At 26.4% G+C, this 18,011-nt stretch carries 13 protein-coding genes and 4 pseudogenes; 12 read left to right on the top strand and 5 right to left on the bottom strand.

Going from position 1 to position 18,011, the window contains the following annotated elements:
* From VY93_RS03800 to VY93_RS03780, 5 genes are all read right to left on the bottom strand, one after another.
* The gene (locus tag VY93_RS03800) at positions 1-510 is read right to left on the bottom strand and encodes an adenine phosphoribosyltransferase (RefSeq protein WP_011283823.1); all 510 of its coding nucleotides are present in this window, start codon (positions 508-510) and stop codon (positions 1-3) included.
* Positions 510-2,318, bottom strand: coding sequence for a translation initiation factor IF-2 (gene infB / locus VY93_RS03795; protein WP_011283822.1), 1,809 nt, complete (start codon positions 2,316-2,318; stop codon positions 510-512). The genes VY93_RS03800 and infB overlap by 1 nt, the downstream gene beginning before the upstream one ends.
* The gene (locus tag VY93_RS03790) at positions 2,296-2,589 is read right to left on the bottom strand and encodes a YlxR family protein (protein ID WP_020003055.1); all 294 of its coding nucleotides are present in this window, start codon (positions 2,587-2,589) and stop codon (positions 2,296-2,298) included. Before VY93_RS03790 ends, infB begins: the two co-directional genes overlap by 23 nt.
* Positions 2,570-4,252 (bottom strand): transcription termination/antitermination protein NusA, encoded by a 1,683-nt coding sequence (gene nusA, locus VY93_RS03785; RefSeq protein ID WP_020003056.1) that lies wholly within the window; start codon positions 4,250-4,252, stop codon positions 2,570-2,572. Before nusA ends, VY93_RS03790 begins: the two co-directional genes overlap by 20 nt.
* 99 nt (positions 4,253-4,351) lie before the next feature.
* On the bottom strand, positions 4,352-6,304 hold the full coding sequence (locus VY93_RS03780; RefSeq protein ID WP_020003057.1) for a DNA gyrase subunit B: 1,953 nt from the start codon (positions 6,302-6,304) through the stop codon (positions 4,352-4,354).
* Positions 6,305-6,484: 180 nt separating this feature from the next.
* On the opposite strand from VY93_RS03780, the gene VY93_RS04450 reads away from it, so the two are divergent.
* From VY93_RS04450 to VY93_RS04425, 12 genes and pseudogenes are all read left to right on the top strand, one after another.
* Positions 6,485-6,640: a hypothetical protein gene (locus VY93_RS04450; protein ID WP_223211461.1), complete on the top strand. Its 156-nt coding sequence runs from the start codon at positions 6,485-6,487 to the stop codon at positions 6,638-6,640.
* A 123-nt stretch (positions 6,641-6,763) separates the two neighbouring features.
* Complete coding sequence (locus tag VY93_RS04445; RefSeq protein WP_026365189.1) at positions 6,764-7,309, top strand: PTS transporter subunit IIC; 546 nt, start codon at positions 6,764-6,766, stop codon at positions 7,307-7,309.
* A gap of 47 nt (positions 7,310-7,356) precedes the next feature.
* A pseudogene (locus VY93_RS04440) lies at positions 7,357-7,734 on the top strand (PTS transporter subunit IIC); the annotation flags it as partial.
* A 5-nt stretch (positions 7,735-7,739) separates the two neighbouring features.
* Positions 7,740-7,871, top strand: a pseudogene (locus VY93_RS04635) (hypothetical protein); the annotation flags it as partial.
* A gap of 39 nt (positions 7,872-7,910) precedes the next feature.
* The gene (locus VY93_RS04430) at positions 7,911-8,198 is read left to right on the top strand and encodes a hypothetical protein (RefSeq protein ID WP_026365191.1); all 288 of its coding nucleotides are present in this window, start codon (positions 7,911-7,913) and stop codon (positions 8,196-8,198) included.
* Between the two features lie 7 nt (positions 8,199-8,205).
* Positions 8,206-8,490, top strand: coding sequence for a PTS sugar transporter subunit IIB (locus VY93_RS03770; protein WP_020003058.1), 285 nt, complete (start codon positions 8,206-8,208; stop codon positions 8,488-8,490).
* Entirely contained in the window at positions 8,483-8,962 is a 480-nt protein-coding gene (locus tag VY93_RS03765) for a PTS sugar transporter subunit IIA (RefSeq protein ID WP_020003059.1), read from the top strand. The genes VY93_RS03770 and VY93_RS03765 overlap by 8 nt, the downstream gene beginning before the upstream one ends.
* Positions 8,926-10,320 (top strand): annotated as a pseudogene (locus VY93_RS03760) (HAD family hydrolase). The gene VY93_RS03765 and the pseudogene VY93_RS03760 overlap by 37 nt, the downstream one beginning before the upstream one ends.
* A gap of 74 nt (positions 10,321-10,394) precedes the next feature.
* Positions 10,395-12,947: a type I restriction-modification system subunit M gene (locus tag VY93_RS03755; protein ID WP_020003061.1), complete on the top strand. Its 2,553-nt coding sequence runs from the start codon at positions 10,395-10,397 to the stop codon at positions 12,945-12,947.
* Positions 12,948-12,954: 7 nt separating this feature from the next.
* Complete coding sequence (locus VY93_RS03750; protein WP_020003062.1) at positions 12,955-16,152, top strand: HsdR family type I site-specific deoxyribonuclease; 3,198 nt, start codon at positions 12,955-12,957, stop codon at positions 16,150-16,152.
* 35 nt (positions 16,153-16,187) lie between these two features.
* A complete protein-coding gene (locus tag VY93_RS04060) occupies positions 16,188-17,327 on the top strand; it encodes a restriction endonuclease subunit S (protein ID WP_046128351.1) in 1,140 nt (379 codons plus the stop codon).
* 184 nt (positions 17,328-17,511) lie between these two features.
* Positions 17,512-17,955 (top strand): annotated as a pseudogene (locus VY93_RS04425) (restriction endonuclease subunit S); the annotation flags it as partial.
* Between the last annotated feature and the right edge of the window lie 56 nt (positions 17,956-18,011).

The raw sequence follows: 18,011 nt of genomic DNA, 5'->3' as shown, positions 1-18,011 counted from the left end.
TTAATATTTTATTACTGAATCTAGTGGTGTTTTTAAACTTGATTTGAAATCTTGAGATAATTTTGTTAAATCAATAGCCACCACTATATTATTAACTTTAGCTTTAGCTTTTTCAAGAAGTTCAATCATTGCATTTAGTGTTCCGCCGGTTGCCAAAATATCGTCAACTATAGAAACGCTAGCATTTTCTTTAATTAAATCTTCTTGAAGTTCTAAAACGTTGTGCCCATATTCAAGTTCGTATGAAACTGAATAGCTAGGACCTGGCATTTTTTTTGGTTTTCTAACCATTACAAATGGTTTTTTTAAATGGAAAGCAATAGCAGCGCCAAAAATAAATCCTCTAGCGTCTGCGGCTACAATGTAATCTGAATTTTGGCAGTATTTAGCCATTTCTTTAATAATTAAATCAAAGGCATCTTTATCTGCTAATAATGGAGAAATATCTTTAAAGACAATTCCTTTTTTAGGGAAATCTAAAACATCTTTTACGTAATCTTTTAATTGCATTAATTAACCCTTACATCTTCATAAAATTCTAAAACATCATCTACTTCAATGTTATTAAAATCTTTTAAATGTGTACCAAAGTCTTTTCCTTTTTCTACTTCTTTAACTTCATTTAAATTTCTTTTTAAGGTTTGAACAAAACCTTCATGAATTAATTTATTTTTTCTATAAACTTTAACTTTAGCTCCAAGACGTACTACACCAGTATCTTGCATTGAACCAGCTATAGTTCCAAGTTTAGAATAAGTAAATATTTTAATAACATGCGCTTGACCAATTTTTTTCTCTTCATAAATTGGAGTTACATGTTCATCTAAAATTAATTTACAGTCTTCAATTATTTTATAAATAACATTATGTGATATTAAAGTTATTTTTTTAACTTTTAAATTCTCTCTAATAGTTGGAAGAACTTTTAAATTAAATGTAAAAATAATTGAATCTGAAGCTTTAGCAAGCATTAAATCATTTTCGGTTATATCACCAACGTTTGATGAAATAACTTTAATTTTAGCTTCATCATTTTCTAAATATTCAAGTTGATTTTTAATAGCTTCAGCAGTTCCGTTTGTATCCGATTTAATAATAACGTTAATAACTTTTTTGCCGCCGGAATTATTATTCGAATTAGAAAGTGAATATAAGTTATTTATTTTTTCTTGATAGTTTTTCTCGCTTGCTAAACGCTTTGCAAATTTTTCATCGTTTATACCTACAAATTTAGAACCAGCTGTAGGAGGAATTTTAAAACCAGTAACCACTGCAGGACAACCTGGTTCGATTGAATCCATAGCGTTTCCGTTTTCATCTGAAAGGGTTCTTATTTTTGAATATTGAGAACCAACAAGCAGGAAGTCACCTTTATATAGAGTTCCATTTTGAACAATTATAGTAGTAAGCGCTCCGATTCTTTTATCAACTCTAGATTCAATAACAGTTCCAATTGGAAATCTTTTTGGATTAGCTTTTAAATCTAAAACTTCGCAAAGTAAAAGTATCTCATCAAAAAGCTCTTTAATACCTTCATTTTTTAAAGCTGATCCATATGCTGTTTGAACGCTTCCACCGTATTCTTCAATAACTACACCATTTTCAGCAAGTTGACCTTTTAGTTTATCAAGATCTTTATTTGGTTTATCCATTTTGTTAACAAAAACAATAATTGGAACGTTTGCATTTTTACAGTGTTTTATCGCTTCAACGGTTTGAGGCATAACCCCATCGTCGGCAGCTACTACTAAAACGACAATATCGGTAACATTAGCACCACGAGCTCTCATGGCCGAAAAAGCTTCATGACCAGGAGTATCGATGAAGGTTATTTTTTGGTTTTTGTGAACTATTTGATAAGCACCAGTATGTTGAGTAATTCCGCTGCTTTCTGACTTAGTAATATTAGAATTTCTAATTTTGTCTATCAAACTAGTTTTACCATGGTCAACGTGACCCATAATGGTAATAATTGGCGCTCTTTTAATTAAATCTTCTGGTTTATCTTCAAAAGAGATTTCATCTAAAAAGTTGGTTCCATCAATTTTGGTTTCTTTTGAAAATTCAAAATTGTTTTCAATACAAAGTTGAGCAATTTCTTCTTCTTCAAGAATGTGATTGATGTTATATAACTTACCAGCTAGAAAAAAGTTTTTAACAATTTCATTTGCATTTAAATTTGTTTTGTTAGCAAATTCAAAAATTGACATTTTTCCTGTAAAAAAGAAAGTTCCGTTTTTTAATTCTGTTTTAGCATTTTGTAATTGATTTTTAATGTCATCAATATTATTTTTTCTATTTGTTTTTTTCTTGCTCATAGGTACCTCATAAAGCTTTTTCTATATCGTTGTAAATGTCAATGGTAAAGTTATATTTAAATGTTTTGTTAAGAAGTCTTCTTTTTTTTAAAATTTCTCAATTGTCTTTATTTTTTAAAAAATAAGCGCCTCTACTTTTTAGATTTTTATCTATATCTAATTTTAATTCTTTAGTTGTTTTATTAAAACTGAATCTAGTTAATTTTTCAACAGGTAAAATCAAGGAAGTGACAATGCACTTTCTTGTAATGTTATTTTTTTCATTTTTCATCATCTAAATCACTTAAATCTAAATCTTTAGATAATCCATAACTTAATAGATCCTCATCAATTTTAAAGTTCTTAGAAAATGCTGATATTTTTTCTTTTTTAACTTTTTGTTTTTGAGTTTCTTTAATTTCTTCTTCTACGCTTTGACCTGAAAATTCATTTTCAAATTGTTGATATTCATCAAGTTTATTAACAAAAGAATATTCATCAGAAAGTGCGCCAGCTTTTAAATTGGTTTCATCAAAGTAAGCATTAAAGTCAACTGCTTCGGTTTTAAGTTTTGTAGATTTAGCAGGTTTTTTAACGCTAGTAGCTGTAGCGGGTTTAGCAACTTCTGCTTGCTTAGCTTCTTGCGCCTTATCTTCTTTTAGTAAATCTTCAAGTTCTACTTTAGAAATAAAGTTGGCAACGTCTTTTGAAAATTCTTCAATTCCAAAGTCAAAACCAAAAGAAGCCCTTTCTCTAGCTTGTTTTTTGAAATTGTTTTTATTTCTTTCTCTTGGTGTGTAGTGAACTGGAACGTAATTATCTTGGAAGTAAATTTTTTCTTGGAAAGCTTGTTCGGTGCTTAAAACATCGATTTTATTATTAGTTACTTTACTTGCTAGTGAAACGTTAACACCATTTGATCCTATAGCTAGTGATACATCTTCAGGGCGAACTATAACATAGAATCCTTTTTTGTTTTTAACAACATCAACTACAGGGCATGGTGACATTGCGTTTCTAATAAAGTCTTTTGGATTTTCTGCAAATCTAATAACGTCAATTTTTTCGTTATTTAATGATTTTGAAACATCGTTAATTCTTTGAGCTTTGTTACCAAACATAGCCCCTAAAAGATCGTGTGTATGAGCACTTTGTTTTTCTGGATTTAGTGAAACTACAACTTTAGATCTTTCACCTGGAACTCTTTGAATGTTTCTAATGATTAAATCGCCGTTAGCAATCTCTGGAATTTCTCTAAATAAAACATCTCTAACTTGCTCAGGTGATGTCATGGTAACTTCAAGGTAAAGCCCTTTAGCATCGATATTAACTGAGTTAAGGAACACGTCAAATTTTTGCCCAGGGTTTAGCTCAACTGATTTAATAATTGAGTTTTTAGGAAGATATGCTGAAGTGCCATCTTCTAGTTTTAAAAAGAATCCGCCGTTTTCGTGTTTGCTAGCGATTTGAACCATTAATTTGCTACCAATTAATGGGTGGTATTTAGCAAATAATCTATTTTTAGCTTTTTCGGCAATAGCAGCGCTAAAGCCATTTCTCATAGCTACTAGATTTTTTTGATCAAAGCTATTGAATTCAATAGGATATGAAATTAAATCACCTACTTTAGCGTTTTTGTTTACTTCTTTAGCTTTTAATAGGCCAATGTAAGAAATACCTAAAAGTTCATCATACATAGCAGCTTCGCTATCTTCTACAACTTCGGTGTTTTTATTTAGCAGAAGTATTTCTTCTTTTTCGTTATCAACAGAAAAAACAACCTCGGCTTCGGGGTCTAGTTTTCTATTAATGATGTGGTTGATTACTTCTTGACTCATTGCGATGAATTCGTCATTTGATATTTCTTTGTTTTTAGAAAAACTATTTAAAAGAAGAAATCATTTTTTAGAATTAGATGCATTTTTAAAAGTGTCTTTTTCTTTTTTCTTTGCCATTATTTATTAATTTTCTCCAAGAAAAATTAAAAAAGTTGCATAAACAACTTTTTTATTTGTATAAAAGTTAATTTTATTATAGCAAAATTAACAAAAAGCTTAAATTCAATCAATGTCTCTTACTTTTTTAGCGTTTTCAAAAATGAATTCTTTTCTAGGTTCGGTTTCTTCACCCATTAAAATATTTAAAACTTCCATTGCTTTTTCAGCATCTGAAACTTGAACTTGAAACATTTTTCTAGTTTTAGGATCCATGGTAGTTTCTCATAGTTGGTCGGCGTTCATTTCCCCTAAACCTTTGTAACGCTGAATCATTATTTTTTTAGATTTATCTAAAGAATCTAATATTTCTTCTTTTTGTGCTTCGTTATAAGCGTAGTAAACTTTTTTGTTAGATTCTATTTTATATAAAGGTGGCTGAGCGATGTAAAGCATTCCATATTCGATAAGCTGTCTAAATAATTTAAAGAAAAATGTAATCAGTAGTACTCTAATATGTGATCCATCACTATCGGCATCGGTCATGATTATTACTTTTTGATATCTTACTTTGTTGACGTTAAAGTCTTGACCAACACCAGCACCTAAAGCTGCAATTAAAGATAATATTTCGTCGTTTTTTAAAATTTTCTCAATGTCTTTTTTCTCAACGTTAAGGATTTTCCCTTTTAATGGAAGAATAGCTTGGAAGTGGCGATCTCTTCCCATTTTAGCCGAACCACCAGCTGAATTACCCTCGACAATGTAAAGCTCTGTTTCTTCCGCGTTTTTACTTGAACAATCAGAAAGCTTTCCAGGAAGGCTAGAATTACCTAATCCTTTTTTCTTTTGTAATTCTTTTTCTTTTTCGTCTTTAAGTCTTCTAGCTTTAAAATCAAGAAGGTATTTAATAACTTCTTCAGCGAATTTAGGATTTTGGTCTAAAGTTTTTTCAAAAACTTCACTAAATACTTTATTTACTGCAGGGCTTGCATTTCTAGAATTTAATTTATGTTTGGTTTGCCCTTCAAATTCAGGGTTATTGTGTTTTATAGAAATAATTAAAAATAAGTTATTTTCTAAATCTTCTCTTGAGAATTTCTCACCTTGGGTTTTAAAGAATTTTTTATCTTGTGCATAGTTATTTCAAATTCTAGTTAAACCATTAAAAAATCCATTAAGGTGAGTTCCACCTTCTTTGTTGTAAATATTATTTGTATAAGCGTAGGCTACTGCATTTGATTTAGCAGCGCTAGCCATATATCTCATGGCTATTTCTACTTTAACGTCACCGGTTTTGTCTTGATAAGTTCCTTCGGTGTAAATTAATTCATCATTTTGAAGAGTGTTTTTACTTTTAGTAATAACATTAAGGAAATCTAAAATTCCATTTGGATAACAAAATTCAACAAAGCTATTATCTCTTTCATCTGATAAAGATATTCTTAAATTTTTATTTAAATAAGCTGTTTGACGAATACGATCAACTATTAAGTTTTTATCGAATTCGTTTTTATCCATAATTGTAAAGTCTGGATAAAATAAAACTTTAGTTCCGGTTTTATTATCGCCAGTTGTTCCAATTACTTTTATAGGAGCTTCGAGTTTTCCACCGTCTTTAAATTCTGCAAAATAAACGTTTCCATTTCTTTTAACCCAAACCCCTAAATATGAACTAAGTCCGTTAACTACAGAAGCTCCAACCCCATGTAGCCCTCCGGATACTTTATAAGCGTCTGATTTAAATTTCCCACCAGCGTGAAGTCCGGTAAAGACTATCTCTAAAGCAGATTTACCTTTAGAGTGCATATCAACTGGTATTCCTCTACCGTTATCTTCTACAGAAACTCCACCATCTTTAGTGATAGTAATTTTTATATTATCGGCATATCCTGCTAAAACTTCATCGACAGAGTTATCTACTATTTCTCAAATTAAATGATGTAGACCGGTTTTATCTTTAGAACCGATATACATCCCAGGACGCATTCTAACGGCTTCTAAACCTTCAAGAACTTCAATAGAATCTGCGTTATATTCAGCGTTATTTTGAACTTTGTTTTTATCTTCCATTATTCCCTTAAAAATTGTTAAACAAACGTCTTTATTTAGTTATTTTTTATTATATCAAATTATGCTTTTTGACTTTTAAGCTCAAAAAAATGCAAAAATTGCATAAAATTAAGCGCATTTTTACAATTTTTTGAATTTTTTTAATAATTTGATATATTTTCTAACTAGCAAAATAAAACTATGAAAAAATTCAAAGTTAATAAAAAAGCAATAATTGGAATTACTAGTTTTTTAGTTGTTTTATTTTTAACAGCTTTAATTACCTATTTAATAAGAATATATAAATATGAAAATAGCTTCGGTGAAGCTACACATTTTTTGTTAATTCAGTATTAATTGGTAATTTTATGGGTTCTGTAACTATATTAATTGGAAGCGTTGTCTTTGGTGTTATTTAGTATTAGGCAGAAGCTTTAGTGATTCGTTTTTAGGAATACTAAAAGCCATGGTTGAGTTATTATGCTTAAAATTGGAGCTTCAACTTTAATTAATTTAGCTCGTCCAGTTTTTAGCGCGCTATCTAATTTAAGAACTTCAGTAATTACGCTGGATCCATATTTTGTATTAAATGATTCAGCGGCCTGGCTTAAAGATTTTAATGCCGGTTATGAGACTTGAATTTCATATGCGATGCTACTTGGATTTTTTGTAAATATCTTAATGGTAGCTTTAAGAAAATTTACAAATATGCATTCAATAATGCTTACCGGACACGTTATGTTTCAGCAATCTGCTATTGTGGTTCCGGTGGTTTATTTTTTAATTTTTTATCAAAAAAATGTAGCAATTAATATTGACCAAATAATTGCCATTATTTTGATAAGTTCTTTAATTTTAGGGCTATATTGATCAGTAGGAACTACCACAACTATTAAAGGCGCTGATAAAATTACAAATAATGCCGGCTTTGCAGTAGGACATCAGCAAATGTTAGGACTATCTATTGCTTATGATCTTGGAAATTTTTTGGAAATGCCAAAGATTCAGCTGAAGTTAAAAAAGTAAGTAAAAAAATTAAAATCTTTCAAGATAATATCTTTACGCAAAGCATTTTGATTTTAACTTTATTTACTATTATGATTTTAATAATTCAGTTTTCTGCAATACCTGCAGAAAAGAAGGATTTAGTAGATAAAATTCGCTTTATTAATTCAAATAGTCAAATAAATAAAGAATTTAGTGAGTGAAATGTTGATGCTCAGTTTTGAGTTATTAATATAATGCTTGGTTTTATTAAAATAGTTATTTCTATTTTAATAATACAAGCTGGAATTAGAATGTTTGTATCAGAGCTTCAGCAATCATTTCAAGGAATTTCTGAAAAGCTATTTCCAGGAGCGGTTATGGCAGTTGATGCTGCTACAATGTATGGCTTTAGCATTAATTCCGTAACATATGGATTTATTTCAGGAACAATAGCTCAGTATTTAGCAGTTTGTGTTTTAGTGGGACTTTCAAAAGCAAGTGGCGGAGTAATTCCTATTGCTATCCTTTATTTATTATTTTATTTTTTAACTCAGGATCTATTGGACTTTATGCTAATGCATCCGGAGAATATAAGGCTGCAATTATAATTCCAGCACTGTTTGGATTTTTTGAAGTATTAATGATTGCGTTTGGTATTTTTGCATTAAGAGCTCATGCTGGAGCTATTAATTCAAGTGGCTCATTTCCATTTAGAATTGGATTTTTAGGAATGTTTGATTGAAACTTTTTCTTTGGACTTAGTCTTTTAGTGGCTTCATGAACAAAAGAGCTTTCAATTATCATTTTTGCTTTTGTGATCCCTATTTTACTTGTGCTTCTTTCACAAATAATTGACTCTAATCGTCAAAGTAAAATAACCTTTATGCAAAGGCTATTTAAAGTAAAAGTTAATTTATTAACAAAATAAGGAAAATATGAAAATACTTTGTATATGTGGAAGTGGCATGGGCACTTCAATGATTATTAAAATGAAAGCAAATCAAGCTTTAAAAGAATTAAATTTAGAAGGCATCGTTGAATCTATAGAGCTTGGCCAAGGGAAAACAGTTGCAATAAATTTTGATGTAATTTTTTGCACTCAAAACTTTGTAGATGAAATTCCAAAAGGAAGAACTTTAGTTTATGGAATTAATAATGTTATGGATTTAAATGAAATTAAATCTAAAATTCTAGAAGCTAAAGATAAACTTAATGCTTAGTAAATTAAACTTTATAGATAATTTAATTTTAAATGATTCAATAGCACTAAACCAAGAGGCAAATTCTTGAGAAGAAGCTATTAAAGCTGCTACTGATCTTTTAGTTAAAGCTAATGCAGTTAGTGATTTGTACTATGAAAAAATAATTGAATCTACCAAAGAATTTGGGCCTTATTACGTAATAGCTGATAATTTTGCAATGCCACATGTTAAAAGCGAATCCGATTATGTTTTTGATACCGCATTTTCGCTTGTAACTTTTAAAAACGCTATTTCATTTGATGAAAACAAAAAAGTTAAAGTTATGATTTGCTTTGCTTCTTTAAATGGCGAAATTCACACCAAAATAGCAATTCCGCAAATTGTTGCAATTTTTGAAAATCAAGAAAATATAGAAAAAATAGCAAACTTTCAAAGTAAAGAAAAGTTAATTGAATTTTTAAAAAGTCTTGATTACAAAAAATATTTATAGTAATAAAATATAAATATAAAAAATGTAAATATAAATGAAATTGAAAGCTTTATTTTCGATATGGATGAACTATTCTTGATGGTAAAAAACAACTATCACAAGAAAATATAAGTGCGATTAAATTTTTACAAGATAATAACAAAAAAGTAATAATTGCTATCGGTAGACCAATTTTTATAAATAAAGAATATTTTGAAAAATTAAATATCAGTGATTTTGTAATTGGAATTAATGGAGCTATAGTTTCGCTAAATTGAAGAAAAAATAAAAATGAAATTATTTCTTATCTTCCAAAAGATACATTTCAAAAATTAGTTTTATATTTACATGAAAATAAAATTGATTTTTTAACCTATACTGAAAAATTTCTTTATGGGTTTAATTTTAATAATCCTATTTGATTTGAAAATCGAATATATTCTCAAATTCAAAAAGATAATCCTTATAAATTTAAATATTATGAAAATAATTTAGAAAAACTATTTTCATTTTTAGAAAAAGAAAAGTTTTTAAAAATTTTAATTTTAAAAGATAAAACAAGTCAATAAAAACTTGACAATTTCTTAAATTATCTTTTATCTTTTGATGATATGTATTACTTGCAATCACAAAGCGATGTGATTGATATTATGGCTAAAGGAACTTCAAAAGGTAAAACCATTATGGAGTTTTTCTCTAAATACAATTTAGATTTAAATAAAACAATGCCTTTTGGAGATGAAAATAACGATATTGAAATGCTGCAAAATGTTAAATATGGAATTGCTATGCTAAACGCTCATAACAATTTAAAGAAAGTAACAAAATATATAACAGCAAAAGATAATAACAGTAGCGTAGTTGCTGATTTTATTTGAAATTTAACAAAAACAAATATAGAAGATAAAATCAAAAAATTTAAAGTTAATCATATAAATAATAAATGATGATTTCAACCATTAATTTGTAGTTTATCTTTTACAAATTGAGCTTATAAACCTTTTAATACATTTGATGAATTTTTAAAGTCTATAAAAATGCAAAATAGACCAATTTATATATCTTTAAATAGTGATAAAGAATTTTTACTATTTAACCAGGTTCAAAGGCAATATAATAAAACTTTAAGATTAAATAAAAATTTAGTTTTAAGTAAAAAAGAAATTTATTTAAAACTAACAGAAAACATTTACATTTATTTAGATGAAAAAGCAATAAAAGATATTAAAAAAGGATATCAATTTGCATTCCCTACAAAATACTTTGAAGAAAAAACAAAAAAATTGAATTTAAAATTAAATCAAAATTTGGTTTATGTTTTTAAATATTCAAAGTTTGATTTTAAACTTTTTGTTAAAAGAAAAAACAATTTTATTTAATGTAAAATAGATATATAAAGTTCCGTTTGAATAACGGTTTATTTTTTATTCAAAAGCACATAAGGATTAAATAAATGACAAAACAAAAAATTGCTTCAGCAATATGAGACGCAGCAAATGAAATGCGTGGCAATATTGACGCTTCAAGATATAAAGATTACATTCTTGGATTTATTTTTTATAAATTTCTTTCAGTAAAACTTGTAAGTTTTATTAATGATCAATTAAAAGTTTCTATTGAAAAGTTAGAAAAATATGGAGAAGAAAATAAAGATAAAAAAGATGATGAAATAGATGGAAACTATGCTAACACTATAGAGCAATGCAAAGATGAATTAGGTTATTTCATTAAATATAAAAATTTATTTTCAACATGAATAAAAAACATCAATGAAACAACAAACGTTGAAATAAATGATGCTTTAATTGAGTTCAAAAGAAATATAAGCAATGAAGCTAAAAAGAAAAACCTTTACCGTGATATTTTTGAAAGCTTGCAAGATGGAATAAAAATTTTAGGTGAAAGTGATAAACAAAAAACTGAAAACTTAAGAAAAATAATTAGCTTAATAGATAAAAATATTCAAATGAATAATAACATTAACTTTGATGCCTTAGGTTTTGTTTATGAGTATTTAATTTCAAATTTTGCAGCTGGTGCCGGTAAAAAAGCCGGAGAATTTTATACCCCGTATTATGTTTCAAGTTTAATGAGTAAAATAACAGCTCATCATCTAAAAGATAAAAAAGAAATTAACATTTACGATCCAACAAGTGGATCAGGTTCTTTACTTATCCATATTGGTGAAGAATATAGTAAATATGGACATGATAAAAATTCAATTATATATTTTGCACAAGATTTACAAATGGAAGCTTATAAGCTAACAAGAATGAATTTAATTATTAGAAACATTCTTCCAAATAATATTTATGCGCGTAACGGAGATACTTTAAGCTCAGATTGACCATATTTTGATTCTGATAGCCCAGAAGATTCATATAGACCTTTATTTTTAGATGCAGTTGTTTCAAATCCACCTTATTCACTAAAATGAAATAATGAAGGTAGAGAACGTGATGAGCGTTTTAAAGAATACGGTGTAGCACCTGCTTCAAAAGCAGATTACGCCTTTGTTCTTCATGATTTATATCATATAAATCCAGAAGGTATTGTATCTGTAGTATTGCCACATGGAGTTTTATTTAGAGGTGGAACTGAAGGAAAAATTAGAAAAGCCTTAATTGAAAAAAATCAAATAGATACAATAATAGGATTGCCTTGCAATATTTTCTTTGGTACTGGAATACCAACAATAATAATGATTCTAAAAAAACAAAAAAATAACAATGATATTTTATTTGTTGATGCTTCTCTTGAATTTAAAAAAGATGGAAATAAAAATATTTTGGAAAAATCAAATATTGAAAAAATATTCCAAACAGTCATCAAAAGAGAAAATGTTGAAAACTTTGCAAAAGTTGTTTCTTTAGAAGAAATAAGAAAATCAGAATATAATCTTAATATTAATCGTTATGTAAATGCTTCTGAAAAGAAAGAAGAATTAGACGTTTACGGACTTTTATATAGTCAAATACCAAATAATGAATTAGATGAATTTAAAGATTTTTGAAACATGTTTCCAACATTAAAGAAACAATTAGTAGAAAAAATAAATGATTCATATTCAGTTTTAAAAGATAAAGATATTTTAGAAGTAGCTTTTACAAATGAAGAATTCATTAGCTATTTAAATTCATTTAAAAATAAATTTAAAGATTTTTCTAAGTTTTTAGAAAACAAATTGTTAAATGAAAATTTAATTTATTCAATAAATTTAGAAGAATTAACAATAAAAGAATTTTTATCTAAATTTGAAGATGAAAAATTAATAGATAAATTCAAAGCAGCTCAATATGTTTACGATCATTTAAAAATTATTTTAGAAGATTTAGATTTAATTAATTCTGAAGGAATGTCATTTAATAATTTAGAAAATTCAAATAAACTTTTAACAAAGATATTTGATGATTTAAAAATTCAAGAATTTAAATTTAAATCAGATTTAGAAAAAATAGAAGATCAAGAAAGTAAAGTTGCTGATTTAAAAGCAAAAATTAAAGAAAACTATGATTCATTAAGTGAAGACATTAAAGATAATCTTTCAAACAAAAATAAAACCGATTTTGATTTTAGCTTAATAAATAAAGTTATTAAAGAAGACGATACTTTAGATCAGGACACAATGGATTTACTCAATGAAGTTAAAAAACATAAAAATGAAATTGATAAACATAATCAATTAATAAAAAGATTTAAATCTAATTTAAAAGAAAAAACAGAAAACTTCAAAGAAAATGCTAATGAAAAAGATTTAAAAGAATTATTAAAATGAAAATGAATTGATTTAATGCTCAATAAAATCCTTGAATTGCCTGATGAATATTTAGAAGATTTATCATATAAACTTAACCTTTTAAAAGATAAATACGGTGAAAGTTTAGAAAAAATTGAAAACGAAATATCACAAAATGAAAATGAATTAATTTCTTTATTAAAAGAATTAAACGGAAATGATTACGATATGAAAGGGATAAACGAGTTTATTAAGATACTTCAAAAATAACATTAAAATGTCATCAGAAAACTTAAAAGAAAAATTAAACTTTAAAAATGAATTAGAATTTCAAGATCATTTTGTTGAATTACTTAAAAAATACAAGTGACAATATGAAGTTTTACAAAATCCAACTGAAAAAGATTTAATTGAAAACTGAAAAAAAATTATTTTTCAAAATAATCGCCAGCAATCTAGGTTAAATAATGTTGAATTAACTGATTTAGAAATGAAGCAAATTTTAACTGAAATAAATAAAACAGAATATACATCAGATATTAGTAAATTTGTAAATAATGGTTCAGTTACAATAACAAGAGACAATGAAGCAGATAAAGAGAATTTTGGTAAAAATGTTTCATTAATATTATTCAAAAAAGGTCAAATTGGTGGCGGAGATAGCACTTATCAAATAGCTAATCAACCAATATTTGCTAATGGTACATATAGAGGTGATTTACTTTTAATAATTAATGGGATGCCCTTTTTTCATATTGAGTTAAAAAATTCAGATGTCAATTTACAAGAAGGACTTAACCAAGTAAGAAAATATTCTAAAAATGGTGTATACACTGGCATTTTTTCTTTAATACAAATTATTGTTGTAGCTAAACCAAATGAATTTGTATATTTTGCTAGACCTTCATCTTATGAACTTTTTAGAAAAGAATTTTATTTTCAATGAAGCGATGAGAAAAACAACATTTATGGAAATTGAAAAGATTTAATTAAGCATTTCTTATCAATTCCAATGGCGCACAAATTAATAAGTTATTACACAGTTTCTGATGATTCAACAAAAACATTAAAAGTTTTAAGGCCATACCAATATCATGCTGTAAGTTCAATATGTAAAAAGTTAATAGATTTATTAGAACAAAGAAAAAGTAATTTATCTAAAACAGAAGATTTTAGAAAAGGTGGTTTTATTTGACATACAACAGGTAGCGGTAAAACGTTAACTTCCTTTAAAACTGCTGAACTTATTTCAAATAATCTTCAAATACCAGTAGATAAAGTTGTTATTTTAGTTGATAGAGTGGATTTAGCTAACCAAAGTTTAGTTGAATATAAAAATTTTTCTGAAAGTGAAGATGAAATACAAGGAGCAAAAAACGCTCGCGATTTATTTACAAAATTAGCTGATAAATCATTTGATACAAAATTAATAATAAGTTCAATACAAAAACTTCACAGAGGATTAAATCCAGATAATTTATCATTTTTAAAAAATAAAGAAAAAATCCAGGATAAAACAATTGTATTTATAGTCGATGAATGTCATAGATCAACATTTGGAAAAATGCTAAAAGAAATTAAAGACTTTTTTGTTAAAGCTGTATTTTTTGGTTTTACAGGAACTCCTGTTTATTATGAAAATTTATCTGAAAAAGATTTAGCAGTTAAATTACAAACAGAGGATATATTCGGGTCTCAATTACATTCTTATAATATTTATTATGCTTTAAGAGATAAAAACGTTTTACCTTTCCATATTCATCAGCATTTCACCTATGATCCTGAAGATCTTGCAAAACAAATAAATCAGAAAAAATTCAACAATTTAAAAGAAACAAATAAATACGTTAAAAATTTTGATGAAAAATTTTATACTGCAAACAAAGAAGTTTTTATAAAAAATGAAGAACATATTAGTTACGAAAAAATAGATACATATGACCATTATAATCATGTTGTTAATAATATTCTAGAAGGATTTAATAACGCTTCTTCAGGAAGAGAACTTCACGCTATTTTTGCAGTATCTAGCATTGAAGATGCAATAAAATATTATGAACTTTTTCAAAATAAAGATATTTTAAAACAGCATGATTATTGAGATCAAAATAACGAAAAACCAATTTTAAATGTTACCGCTATGTTTGATTGAGGTATAAATGGCTCTGAAAAAGAAGATGCTAAAGATGAAGCAATAAAACTTATCATTAAAAACTATAATGAAATGTTCAAAGAAAGTTTCCAATTTTCTGACAAAAATGTTTATCGATCATTTCAAAGTGATGTTGCCTTAAGGCTTGCTCATAAAGAATCTTATACAAAATTAAACAAAGACGAGACTAAAGAAAATCAAATAGATATTTTAATTGTTGTCGATCAATTTTTAACTGGTTACGATTCAAAATATGTAAATACTCTGTATTTAGACAAAGTAATGAATGATAAAACTTTAGTTCAAGCTTTTTCAAGAACAAATAGAATTTGAAATAACTCGAAGAAACCATTTGGATTAATTAAATATTATCGTTACCCATGTACAATGGAAAGAAATATTGAAAGTGCAATATCTAAATATTCAAATAATGATTGAAAATCTGTTCTATTCGATAAGCAAGAAGCAAGTATAAAAAAAATAAATGAAAGTTATTCAAAACTTAAGGAAATTTTTGATAAACACCAAGAAACACCAGAAACACTTAGTGAAAACGAAATAAAACAATTTATTGAATCTTTTAGAAATATACAAAATTTATTAAAAGCTATTGAAATTCAAGGTTTTGATTTAAATTCACAAGAAGATGCAGAAAAATTAAAATTTCCTGTTTCTGCAATAGCAGAATGAAAAAATTTATATTCTGAAATTAACACAAAACACAAAAGCATAGTTGAAAAAACAGATCTTGAAATAGAATTAAAACTTCACAGCGTTGAAAGAATGACAATAATAAATAAAGAATATATTGAAAAATTATGAATTCAATTGCAAGAAGAAGTTAAAAAAAATGATAACCCTCAACAAATCGAACAAACAATTGAAAAATTAAAAGATAAAGTAAAAAATTCTGGTGATGCTTTATATAACAAATACGGCCCAATATTCTTTGAAAAATTTCAAGATAATCCTGATAAATTTATTGAAAAAGAATTCCAAGTTTATATAAATGAAACAATAGAAGAAATTTTTACAGAAAATTTACTTAAATTCTGTGCTTATTTTGGCATTAAAAACGACAAAATAAAAATGGTCGAAAAATTATTTAAAACAATTCCCTCTGAAAATGAGTTAAAAGAGAGAAATCAACTCACCGAAATAACAAAGGAAATAAATTGAACAGAAACACCTTTTGGTAAAGATTTTAAAAACGAAAATCCAGATGCTGAATTTGTCACAATAAGAAAAGAAGGTAGAAAAAAAATAGAAGAATCTATTATAAATAATAATTTAGATGCAAAAAGCTGAAAAATTTCAAAATAATTTAAATTTAACGAAAAAGAAAAATTAATTTAAAAATGAAAAAACAAGTAGAAAACAAAAACATCAAAAAAAAATATCCGAAAATTCGTTTTAAAGAATTTAGCGAAACTTGGGAACAGTGTGAAGTTGGAAATTTATTTGAAATAACAAGAGGAGAAACATTAGCTAAAAAATTTATAACAAACTTTAAAACAAGAAAAAACATTTATCCAGTATATTCTTCACAAACAACAAATAATGGACTAATGGGTTATTACAAAACCTATTTGTTTGAAAACGCAATAACTTGGACAACTGATGGTTATGCGGGAAATTTTAATTATAGGCCTGAAAAATTCTATTCTACAAATGTTAATGGCGTTTTAATGTCTAATAATGGGTATGCTAATTATGCCGTATCTGAAATTATTAATTCAGTTGCGCAGAAATATGTTACAAAAACGGCCAATCCAAAATTAATGAGTAATGTTGTAAATCAAATAAAGTTTTTTGCACCAAAAATAAACGAACAAACAAAAATTAGTAATTTAATTTTTACATTAAACAACCTTATCACCCTTCATCAGAAAAAGCTAGATTTACTTAAAAAATTTAAAAAAACTTTATTAGAAAAAATGTTTTCTTTAAACGAAGAAAGTTTTCCGAAAATTAGATTTAATGGTTTTTTTGACGCTTGGGAACAGTGTAAAGTTATTGATTTACTAAATTTTATAAGACCCGATAAATATATAGTGCAAAATGAAAAATACATTAAAGGAGCATTAACACCAGTATTAACAGCTAACAAATCTTTTATCATTGGCCACACAAAAGAAAAAAAGACTTTCAAAAAGAATTGCATAATTTTTGATGATTTTACATTGAACATCAAATATGTTAATTTTCCATTTATGGTTAAATCTTCCGTAATAAAAATATTAATTGAAACAGAAAATAATAATTTATTTTTTATATATTTATTGCTAAAAAATAAAAATTTTAAACCGTTTGGCCATATGAGGCATTACGTAAATTTTGTTCAAAATATTTCTTTAGAAAAAATAAAAAACAAAGAAGAACAAGATAAGATCGCAAAACTATTTTCTAAAATATATAACCTTATCACCCTTCATCAGAAAAAGTTAAAATTAATTCAAAAATTCAAAAAAACTTTATTAGAAAAAATGTTTGTCTAGAAAAGTTTTAAAATTTATTAAAAAAATAAAAATTTTTTAAAAAACAGTATTAAAATAATCAAATTCTTTTTTGGTTATTTTATTTTTTTCTGAAATTTTTCATATACCTTTTTTTGATATTGCATAAAACAAAAATAAATACTAAAAAACATAAAAATAATAAGTTTTTTCTTGGGAACAGTGTAAAGTGGGAAATTTATTTTATGTAAATCGGGGAGAAACTTTATTAAAACATGAAATAAGCAATTTCAGGAATTTTAAAAATAAATATCCAGTTTATTCTTCACAAACAACAAATAATGGACTAATGGGCTACTATAAAACTTATTTATTTGAAAACGCAATAACTTGAACAACTGATGGTTATGCGGGAAATTTTAATTATAGGCCTGAAAAATTCTATTCTACAACTCACAATGGGACTTTAACACCAAAAAATTATTTTGTAAATTTTGCGCTTGCAGAAATGTTAAATTTTGTTTCTGAAAAATATATAACAAAAGCGACTATACCTTTGTTGACTTCTACAGATGTTAAAAGTATTACTTTTTGAGCTCCAAAAATAAACGAACAAACAAAAATTAGTAATTTAATTTTTATATTAAACAACCTTATCACCCTTCATCAGTGTAATGAAAAATTAAAAATTTTTAAAAATGTTTTTTCTTGGGAACAGTGTGAAGT

Origin of the sequence: Mycoplasmopsis synoviae ATCC 25204 (assembly GCF_000969765.1) — a bacterium.
Taxonomy (GTDB): Bacteria; Bacillota_I; Bacilli_A; order Mycoplasmatales; family Metamycoplasmataceae; genus Mycoplasmopsis; species Mycoplasmopsis synoviae.
Note: the sequence above shows the minus strand (reverse complement) of the source record. Positions and strands in the feature narration are given on the sequence as shown.